This is a genomic window from Streptomyces sparsogenes (genome assembly GCF_001704635.1).
In the GTDB taxonomy this organism is placed as follows: domain Bacteria; phylum Actinomycetota; class Actinomycetes; order Streptomycetales; family Streptomycetaceae; genus Streptomyces; species Streptomyces sparsogenes.
Genome location: NZ_MAXF01000001.1, coordinates 1 through 2,252 on the forward strand (window position 1 = coordinate 1; position 2,252 = coordinate 2,252).

The window sequence follows — 2,252 nt, forward strand, 5'->3', positions numbered from 1 at the left end:
CCGACGTGGAAGCCCTGGCCCACGCCCTCGCCCGCCTCCACACCCACACCCCCGTCGACTGGGCCCCCTGGTACCCCGCCGCGTCCACGTCCCCCGCCGTCGACCTGCCCACCTATCCCTTCCAGCGCCGGCCCTACTGGCTGAAGCCCGCCCACTCCGGGCCCACCGCCCCCGGCGCCACCTCTCTCACCCACCCCCTCCTCGCCGCCACCGCACCGCTCGCCGACGGCGGTGTCCTCCTGACCGGGCAGGTCCCCGCCGCCGACCACGAGGGCTGGCTCACCGAGCACACCATCGCCGACGCCGTCCTCCTGCCCGCCACCGCCCTCCTCGACATCGCCCTGCGCGCCGCCGACCACACCACCACCCCCCACGTGGACGAACTCCTCCTCCAACAACCCCTCACCCTCGACCCGGACCACCCCCTCTCGCTCCAGGTCATCGTCAGCCCCCCTGACGACAGCGGCCACCGCACCCTGGACATCTACGCCCGTTCGCAGTCCGCTCCCCCAGCGGAGTGGACCCGCCACGCCACCGCGACCCTCACCGACGAGCCCGCGGCCGAGCCGCCCATCGCCGAGGCGGAGGCGGCCTGGCCTCCTCCGGGAGCCGAGGCCGTCGACGTCACCGGCTTCTACGACCGCGCCGCCGCGGACGGCTACCACTACGGGCCGAGCTACCAGGGCCTCCGAGCCGTCTGGCGCCACGGCGACGACCTCCTCGCCGACATCGCTCTGCCCGGGGCCGACAGGTCCGACCACACCGCCGACTCCCTGGCCATCCATCCCGCCCTGCTTGACGCCGCGCTCCACCCGCTCCTCGCCACCGCCGACAATCCGGATGGCGAGATATGGCTCCCCTTCAGCTGGAGCGGCGTCACCCTCCACGCGACCGGCGCCACCCACGTCCGCGCCCGCATCACCCCTCAGGGCGACAACGACTACCGTCTCGTCCTCACCGACGCGACCGGCCGGACCGTGCTCACCGCCGACACCATCGCCTCCCGCCCCCTCGACACCGCACGGCTGCGGCCGCGCGGGCCCGGCGACGGCCTGTACCACGTGCGGTGGACGGCGATGCCGGTCCCGGCCGGATCGGCGACGGCCGTGGCGGACGGCTGGGCGGTGCTCGGGGAGGCCGGGGACGGCGGGCTCGCCGATGCGGTGGCGACCCTCGCGTCGTATCCGGATGTCGCCGCTCTGGCCGCGGCCATGGACGACGACACCCCCGTGCCGCCGGTCGTCCTGACCGGCCTGGCACCCGCCACCGGCGGTGACGCCGACGCGGTTGCGGATGTGCTGGCGACGGCGCGGGAATGGCTGGCCGAGCCGCGGCTCGCCGAGTCCCGGCTGGTGGTCGTCACCCATGACGCCGCCGTCACGGAGGACACCGACAACGGCCCGGACGGCGGCGATGTGGATCCGGTGGCCGCGGGCGTGTGGGGGCTGATCCGCAGCGCCCAGTCGGAGAACCCCGGCCGGTTCACGCTGCTCGACCTCGCCCGGCGCGACGCCGGTTCGACACCGGATGTCGTGGAGGTGCTGCGCGCGGCCCTGGACGCGGACGAGTGGCAGGTGGCCGTGCGCGACGGGCGGGCGCTGGTACCCCGGCTGATGGCCGATGACGCGGCGGCCCGCATCGTGCCGCCCGTCGGCGCGCCTGCCTGGCAGCTCGTCATGACGGACGAGCGCGCGGGTACGGTCGACGGCTTGGCGCCCGAGGAATGCCCGGAGGTGCTGGAACCGCTCGCACCGGGTCAGGTGCGCGTCGCCGTCCGCGCCGCGGGCGTCAACTTCCGGGACGTCATGGTGACCCTCGGTGTCGTGCCCGACCGCCGCGGCCTGGGCGGTGAGGGCGCGGGCGTGGTGCTCGACGTGGCCCCGGACGTGACGTCGGTGGCCGTCGGCGACCGTGTCATGGGGTTGTTCCAGGGCTCCTTCGGCCCCATAACCGTCGCCGACGCCCGCGCCCTGGTGCCGATCCCGCCGGGCTGGACCGACCGGCAGGCGGCGGCCGTGCCCATCGCGTTCCTCACCGCCTGGTACGGGCTGGTGGACCTCGCCGGACTCAAGGCGGGCGAGTCGGTCCTCATCCACGCCGCCACCGGCGGCGTGGGCACGGCGGCCGTGCAGATCGCCCGCCACCTGGGCGCCGAGATCTACGCCACCGCCGGCCCCGGCAAGCACCATGTGCTGGAGGCGATGGGCATCGACGAGGCCCACCGCGCCTCCTCCCGCGACCTGGACTTCGAG

General features: G+C 75.2%; 1 protein-coding gene. It reads left to right on the forward strand.

What is annotated here, in order from left to right:
• A partial coding sequence (locus BBH68_RS00005) for a polyketide synthase dehydratase domain-containing protein (RefSeq protein ID WP_170066517.1) occupies window positions 1–2,252 on the forward strand: 2,252 nt, incomplete at both ends.